Origin of the sequence: Streptomyces sp. NPDC090022, assembly GCF_044748145.1 — a bacterium.
GTDB lineage: Bacteria > Actinomycetota > Actinomycetes > Streptomycetales > Streptomycetaceae > Streptomyces.
Map to the genome: position 1 here is coordinate 1 of NZ_JBIVFN010000049.1, position 8,575 is coordinate 8,575.

An 8,575-nucleotide genomic window follows, 5' to 3' on the forward strand; every position below is an offset into this window, starting at 1 on the left:
TGGCCGGGCTGTCGATGGATCTGGGCCGGGCGCCGCTGATCAGCGTGCACGCCGCCGCACGGCCGGGCAGTGACAGCTGGCTGGTGCTGCTGCGCATGCACCATCTGGCGCAGGACCACACCGCGCTCGAGGTGCTGCTGCACGAGGTGCAGGTGTTCCTGGCCGGGCGTGGCGGTGAACTGCCCGAGCCGCTGCCCTTCCGCGACTTCGTCGCGCAGGTACGCGGCGGCATGCAACGCGCGGAACACGAGCGGTACTTCACCGAACTGCTCGGTGATGTGACGGAGCCCACCGCACCCTACGAAGTGGCCGACGTCCGTGGTGACGGTGCCGCTGTGGAACGTGCGGTGGTGTCGCTGGCGCCGGAGACGGTCGGCCGGCTGCGTCAGGTGGCGCGGCGGGCGGGGACGAGTCCGGCGACGCTGATGCACGTGGCGTGGGCCCGGGTGCTGGCGGCGGTCAGCGGCCACGACGACGTCGTCTTCGGCACGGTGCTGTTCGGCCGGATGAACGCCGGCGCGGGCGCCGACCGGGTGGCCGGGCTGTACATGAACACGCTGCCGGTGCGGGTGCGCACCGGTGAGCTGGGCGCGCTGGAAGCCGTGGGCGCGATGCGTGGCCAGTTGGCGGAGCTGCTGGAGCACGAGCACGCCCCGCTGGCCCTGGCCCAGCAGGCCAGCGGACTGTCGGGCAACACTCCCGTGTTCACCTCCCTGCTCAACTACCGCCACAACACCGGCAGAGGAGTCGAGCGGGCGGACGACGGCGGTCCGGACGGCATCCGCGTGCTGTCCGTCAGGGAGCGCACCAACTACCCGCTGACCGTCTCGGTCGACGACAGCGGGGACACGATGTCGCTGGCGGTCGATGCGGTGGCTCCCATCGACCCGAGGGCTGTGGGCACGTTCCTGCGGACGACGGTCGAGACCCTGCTTCCGCTGGTCGAGCAGGCACTTGACGGGGAACCGGACACGGCACTTCGTACGGTCCGGGTGCTGGCCCGCGAGGAACTGCACCGGATGCTGGTGGAGTGGAACGGTCCCGGCGAAGACGTCGCGGGGTCGACGCTGCCGGAGCTGTTCGAGGCGCAGGTGGCGCGGACTCCGGAGGCGATCGCCGTCGTGTCCGAGGGCGTGGAGGTGTCGTACGCCGAGCTGGACGCCCGGGCCAACCGACTGGCGCGGCTCCTGACCGGGCACGGTGTCGGTCCGGAGTCCCTGGTCGCCGTTGCCATGCACCGGTCGGCGGATCTGGTGGTGGCCCTGCTGGCGGTGCTGAAGGCCGGTGGCGCCTACCTGCCGATCGACCCCGGTTACCCGGCCGACCGCATCGCCCACATGCTCGGCGACGCCCGACCCGCCCTCGTCGTCACCACCCGGGAAGCGCAGGCGGCTCTGGGTGAGGACACGCGGAGCGCGGCACGGGCGGACGAGCCGGCCCGCATCGTGCTCGACGACCCCGACACGATCACTCACCTCACCACCCTGAGCGGCGCCGAGCTCACGGACGAGGACCGCGCCGGCACCCTGCTGCCCCAGCATCCGGCGTACGTCATCTACACGTCGGGGTCGACGGGACGACCCAAGGGTGTGGTGGTCCCGCACAAGAACGTGGCGCATCTGCTCGGGGCCACGGAGGGGCTCTTCGGTTTCGGCGTCGATGACGTGTGGACGTGGTTCCACTCCTTCGCCTTCGACTTCTCGGTCTGGGAACTGTGGGGGGCGCTGCTGTCCGGCGGCCGCCTGGTGGTCGTGCCCTTCGACGTCAGCCGTTCACCCGCCGATTTCCTGCGCCTGCTCGTCGCGGAGCGGGTGACGGTGCTGAACCAGACGCCGTCCGCCTTCTACCAGCTGATGCACGCGGACGCGCAGAACCCCGATCTGAGCGACGGACTCGTGCTCCGCCGGGTGATCTTCGGTGGCGAAGCGCTGGACCTGCGACGTATGCGTGACTGGTACACCCGTCATCCGGAAGACGCACCCGTACTCGTCAACATGTACGGCATCACCGAGACCACGGTGCACACCACCTACCTGGCTCTCGACTCGGCGTCCGTCGGCGGGGAACGGGCCGGCAGCCTGATCGGACCCGGCCTGCCCGGTCTGAAGGTCTACGTGCTGGGTTCGGGGCTGGACCCGCTTCCGGCGGGTGTTGCGGGTGAGCTGTACGTCAGCGGTCCTCAGCTGGCGCGTGGATACGCGGGCCGGCCGGGTCTGACGGCGGAGCGGTTCGTGGCGAACCCGTTCGAAGCCGGTGTGCCGATGTACCGCACCGGTGACATCGCCCGCTGGCATGCGGACGGCCGGCTGGAGTACGTGGGACGCGCCGACGAACAGGTGAAGATCCGCGGTTTCCGGATCGAGCCGGGCGAGATTCACGCCGTGATCGCCGCGCACCCGCGGGTGGCGCAGGCGGCGGTGGTGGCCCGCGAGGACGCCACCGGAGACACCCGTCTCGTCGCCTACGTCGTGCCCGAGGGGGACGCCGACGAACTGCCCCGCTCCGTCCGGGACTTCGCCGCGGGTCTGCTGCCGGAGTACATGGTGCCGTCGGCGGTCGTGGTCCTGGACGCCCTGCCGTTGAACGTGAACGGCAAGCTGGACCGCAAGGCGCTGCCGGCTCCCGAGTACACGGCGGGTGCGGGCCGCGGCCCGGCGAACGCGCGCGAAGAGATCGCCTGTGCCGCCTTCGCCGAGGTGCTGGGTCTCGATCACGTGGGTGTCGAGGACAATTTCTTCGAGCTCGGCGGTCACTCGCTGCTCGCCGTGCGCCTGGCGGAGCACCTCCGGTTGCAGGGCGTGTCCGTGTCCGTGCGGGCGCTCTTCCAGTCGCCGACCCCGGCCGGCCTGGCGGCTTCCACCGGCGCCGCGCAGGTGGAGGTGCCGGCGAACCTGATCCCCGCCGACGCGCGGGAGATCACCCCGGAGATGCTGCCGCTGGTGGACCTCACCGCCGAGGAGGTGGCCAGGATCGTGGCCACCGTCGAGGGCGGCGCCGCGAACATCGCGGACATCTATCCGCTGGCCCCGCTGCAGGAGGGCCTGCTCTTCCACCACCTGCTGGCCGAGGGCGGTGTGGACGCGTACGTCCTTCCGACGGTGGTCGAGTTCGACTCACCCGAACGGTTCGACGGCTTCGTCCGGGCGTTCCAGCAGGTGATGGACCGGCACGACATCTACCGGACCTCGATCGTCTGGGAGGGGCTGAGCGAGCCGGTGCAGGTGGTCCGGCGGCACGCCGACCTGCCGGTCACCGAGGTGGCCCTCGACCCGGACGCGACGGATCCGGTGGCCGATCTGCTGGCCCGGGTGGGCACCTCGATGGACCTCGACCGTGCTCCCCTGATCACCGTTCACGTCGCGGTGCTCCCCGGCACCGAGCGGAGGCTCGCGCTGCTGCGACTGCACCACATGGTGCAGGACCACACGGCGGTGGAGACCCTGATCGGCGAGGTGGAGGCCTTCATGGCCGGGCGCGGGAGCGGGCTCCCCGAGCCGCTGCCGTTCCGGAACCTCGTGGCGCAGGCCCGCGGGGGGAACGCCGAGGCCGAGCACGAGCGGTACTTCACGGAGCTGCTGTCCGACGTCGACGAGCCGACCGCCCCGTACGGGATGACGGATGTGCGCGGTGACGGCACCGGCTCGGTGCTGACCGTCGTGCCGTTCGCACCGGAGCTGAACGGCCGACTGCGCGACGTCGCACGCAGACTCGGAACCAGCCCCGCGACGCTGATGCACGTGGCGTGGGCCCGGGTGCTCGCGGCGGTCTCGGACCGCGAGGACGTCGTCTTCGGCACCGTCCTGCTGGGCCGGATGAGCACCGGAACCGGTTCCGGGCTGGTGCTCGGGCCGTACATCAACACCCTGCCGGTGCGGCTGCGCACCGCCCGGCTCGGAGCGCTGGAAGCGGTGTCGGCGATGCGGAGCCAGCTGGCCGAACTGCTGGAACACGAGCACGCATCACTGGCCCTGGCACAGCGGGCGAGCGGAGTCGGCGCTGACACGCCCCTGTTCACCTCGCTCTTCAACTACCGGCACAACCCCGCCCGGAGTGCCGGGCAGGCGACGGCCGACGCCTTCGAGGGCATGCGCACGGTGTTCTCCCAGGAGCGCACCAACTACCCGTTGAGCATCTCGGTCGACGACGACGGCGAGTCGATCTCGCTCGCCGTCGAGGCGGTCGCGCCGGCCGATCCGTGGGCGGTGGGCGTGCTGCTGCGCACCGCGACCGATCACCTGGTCGACTCGTTGGAGACGGCGCTGGCGGGCGGCGCCGACCGGGCGCTCGGCACGCTCCCGGTGCTGGCCGAGGAGGAGCTGAGCCGCGTCCTCGCCGAGTGGAACGACACGGCGGTCGAGGTACCCCCGGTGCCGGTGATCGGGCTGTTCGAGGAGTGGGCGGCCCGTACGCCGGATGCGGCGGCGGTGGTGGCCGACGGCGTGGAGGTCTCGTACGCGGAGCTGGACGCGCGGGCGGACGGCTTGGCCCGGTTCCTCGCCGGTCGCGGCGTCGGCCCGGAGTCGGTGGTCGCCCTCGCGCTCGACCGGGGTGTCGACCTGGTCGTGTCGGTGCTGGCGGTGCTGAAGGCGGGTGCCGCCTACCTGCCGCTCGATCCGGAGTACCCGGCTGAGCGGATCGCGTTCATGCTCCAGGACGCGGCGCCGGCGCTGGTGCTCGCGTCGGCGGGCACGGCCGCGGTGGTGGAGGGGGCTGAGCTGCCGGTGGCGCTCGTGGACTCCGCTGAGGTGCTCCGCGAGCAGGCGGGACCGGCCCTGCCCGGGCGGCCGGCTGCGCAGCCGGACCAGCTGGCCTACGTGATCTACACCTCGGGGTCGACGGGCCGGCCCAAGGGGGTGGGCGTCCCGCTGGGGGCGTTCGCCAACACGGTGGCGGCGCTGATCCGCTTCGGGGCCGGTCCCGGCTCCCGGGTGGCGCAGTTCGCATCGGTGAGCTTCGACAACTTCTGTCTCGAGTGGTCACTGGCCCTCACGTACGGGGCGACGCTCGTGGTGGTCCCGCCGAGTCGGCGGATGGGTGCCGAGCTGGCCGAGTTCTTCGCCGAGTCCGGGGTGACGCACGCCACCCTGCCCCCCGCCGTGCTGGCCGGTCTCGAGGAGGGCTCTGTCGGTGCGGAGCTCGTGCTGGAGGTGGGTGGCGAGGCGTGCCCGCCGGAGCTGGTCGACCGCTGGGCCGGCGGGCGGCGGATGTTCAACACCTACGGCCCGACCGAGACGACCGTGGACGCCCTCGTGTGGCAGGGCCGGCCCGGCGTGACGGACGTGCCGATCGGTGTGCCCATCGGCAACACGCGCGCGTATGCGCTGGACGGAGCGCTGTCGCCCGTCCCCGTGGGCGCCGCCGGTGAGCTGTACCTGGCCGGGAACGGACTGGCGCGCGGCTACCTGGGGCGCGCCGGGCTGACGGCGGAGCGGTTCGTCGCCGATCCGTTCGGCGCGGCGGGCGAACGCCTGTACCGCACCGGCGATCTGGTGCGGTGGCGCCCGGACGGGAACCTGGAGTACCTGGGCCGGGCCGACGACCAGGTGAAGGTCCGCGGCTTCCGGATCGAGCTGGGCGAGGTCCGGGCAGCGGTGGCCGCCCACCCCCAGGTCGCCCAAGCGGTCGTGGTCGCGCGGCAGGAGTCCGCGGGTGACACGCTGCTCGCCGCATACGTGGTCGGCGTCGAGGGCGCGGTCGGGCTGCCGGCGTCGGTCCGGGAGTTCGTCGGCCGGCAGCTGCCCGGCCACATGGTGCCGTCCGCCGTCACGGTGCTGGACGCCCTGCCGCTGACGGCGAACGGCAAGCTCGACCGCGCGGCACTTCCGGCCCCGGAGTACACCAGGGGTACGGGCCGTGGCCCCGTCACCCTCCAGGAGGAACTCCTGTGCGCCGTGTTCGCACAGGTGCTGGGCCTGGAGAAGGTCGGGGTGGACGACGACTTCTTCGCCCTGGGCGGCCACTCGCTGCTCGCCACGCGGCTCATGAGCCGGATCCGCAAGGTCCTGGGTGTCGAGGCGCCGCTGCGGATGCTGTTCGACGCCCCCACGGTGGCCGGTCTGGCGGCACGCCTGACCGACGCCGACACGGCACGGGTGGCGCTGACGTCCGGGGAAAGGCCGGAGCGGGTACCGCTGTCGTACGGGCAGCGCCGCCTGTGGTTCCTGGGGCAGCTGGAGGGCCCCAGCGCCACCTACAACATCCCGGTCGCGCTGAAGCTGGCCGGCCGGCTGGACCCGGAAGCACTGAACGCGGCACTGCTGGACGTGATCGGCCGGCACGAAGTGCTGCGCACGGTCTTCCCGCTCGTGAAGGACGAGCCGTACCAGCAGGTCCTCCCGATGGCGGGACTGGAGTGGCATCTGTCGGTGGCCGACGTGGCGGCCGACGCGCTGGACTCCGCGGTCGCCGGTGCGGCGAATCACCTCTTCGACCTGGCGTCGGAGCTGCCGATCAAGGCATGGCTCTTCCGGACCGGTCCGGAAGAGCAGGTCCTGGTGGTGACCCTCCATCACATCGCCAGCGACGGATGGTCGACGGGCGTGCTGGCCCGGGACATCTCGGTGGCCTACGCGGCGCGCACCGCGGGCCGGGCACCGGAGTGGGAGCCGCTGCCCGTCCAGTACGCCGACTTCGCGCTGTGGCAGCGAGGTCTGCTGGGCGACGAGCGCGATCCGGAGAGCGTGATCTCCCGCCAGGCCGACTACTGGCGGAGCGCCCTGGAAGGGTCGCCGGAGGAGCTCGCGTTGCCCTTCGACCGCCCGCGCCCGGCCGTACCCTCGCACCTCGGCCACCAGGTGCCGGTCGCGGTACCCGCCGATGTCCACGCCCGGATGGTGGAGCTGGCGAGGGCCGAGGGCGTCACGGTGTTCATGGTGCTGCAGGCGGCCCTGGCGGTCCTGTTCTCCCGCCTGGGCGCCGGCACGGACATCCCGATCGGCTCGCCCAACGCCGGCCGGACCGACGAGGCCCTGAACGACCTGGTCGGCTTCTTCCTCAACACCCTGGTGGTGCGCACCGACCTGTCGGGAGAGCCCACGTTCCGTGCGGTGCTGGGCCGGGTGCGGGAGCGCAGCCTCGAGGCGTTCACTCACCAGGACGTTCCGTTCGAACGGTTGGTGGAGGAGCTGGCCCCCAGCCGCTCCATGTCCCGTCATGCGCTGTTCCAGGCGATGCTCACGCTGCAGAACACCGAGGAAGCGGTGCTGGACCTGCCCGGTGTCCGCGTGGAGCCGATGGCGACGGGTGTGGCGCTGGCCAGGTTCGACCTCGACGTCATCGTGACCGAGAGGTTCGACGAGCGCGGCACGCCCGCAGGTGTGGTGGGCTCGGTGACCGCAGCGGCGGACCTGCTCGACGTGGAGTCCGCCCGGCAGCTCGCGGCTCGCCTGGAACACGTGCTGGACGTGCTGACCGGCGACCCGGAGCTTCGGCTGAGTGCCGTGCAGGTGCTGAGCGCGGCCGAACGCGAGCAGATGCTGGTGGAGTGGAACGACACGGCGGCCGAGGTGGCGCCGGGCACCGTGGCGGAGCTGTTCGCGGCGCAGGTGGCGCGGGTGCCGGACGCGGTGGCCGTGGTCGCCGACGGGGTGGAGGTGTCGTACGCGGAGCTGGACGCGCGGGCGAACCGGCTGGCGCGGCTGCTGACCGGCAAGGGCGTGGGCCCGGAGTCGGTGGTCGCCGTGTGCCTGGAGCGCGGCGTCGATCTGATGGTGGCCCTGCTGGCGGTGGCGAAGGCCGGCGGCGCGTACATGCCGATCGACCCCGCCTACCCGGTGGACCGCATCACATACATGCTCGACGACGCGAAGCCGGTGGTGGTGCTGGCTTCCTCGGGCACGGCGTCGGTCGTCCCCGGCTCTGCGGTGCTGGTGGACGCGCCGGAGACGGTGGCGGAGCCGGCCCTGGCGGAGAACGGAACGCCGCCCGGCCCGGCCGCGTCGCGGGAGCACGCCGCGTACGTGATCTACACCTCGGGGTCGACGGGTCGGCCCAAGGGCGTGCTGGTCTCGCACGCCGGTGTGGCGAGCCTGGTCGCGGGTCAGGCGCGGTATCTGGGCGTCGGTACCGGCTCACGGGTGGGCCAGTTCGCCTCGGCGGGCTTCGACACCTTCGGCTGGGAGTGGTTCATGGCCCTGCTGACGGGGGCGACGCTGGTGGTGATCCCACAGGAGCAGCGGCTGGGGGAGGCCCTGCCGCGGTTCCTGGCGGAGCAGCGGGTCACCCATGTGACGCTGCCGCCGGCCGTGCTGGCCACCCTGGACGAGGCGTCGATCGGCTCGGACGTCGTGCTGGTGACCGCCGGTGAAGCCTGCCCGCCGGACGTGATGGCGCGCTGGGCGCGTGGTCACCGGCTGTTCAACTCCTTCGGTCCGACCGAGACGACGGTGGATGCGACGTTGTGGCGTTGTGTTGCGGGGGCTGGGGAGGTGGCGATCGGTGGGCCGGTGGTCAATACCCGGGTGTTCGTGCTGGATGAGTTGTTGTCGCCGGTGCCGGTGGGTGTGTCGGGTGAGTTGTATGTGGCGGGTGCGGGTCTGGCGCGTGGGTATGTGGGTCGTCCGGGTCTGACGGCGGA

Annotated in this window: 1 protein-coding gene; it reads left to right on the top strand. The window is 72.1% G+C overall.

Annotated features, from left to right (window positions below; translation table 11 throughout):
• The coding region (locus ACIPXB_RS36915; protein WP_401457365.1) for an amino acid adenylation domain-containing protein at nucleotides 1-8,575 on the top strand (8,575 nt) is incomplete at both ends.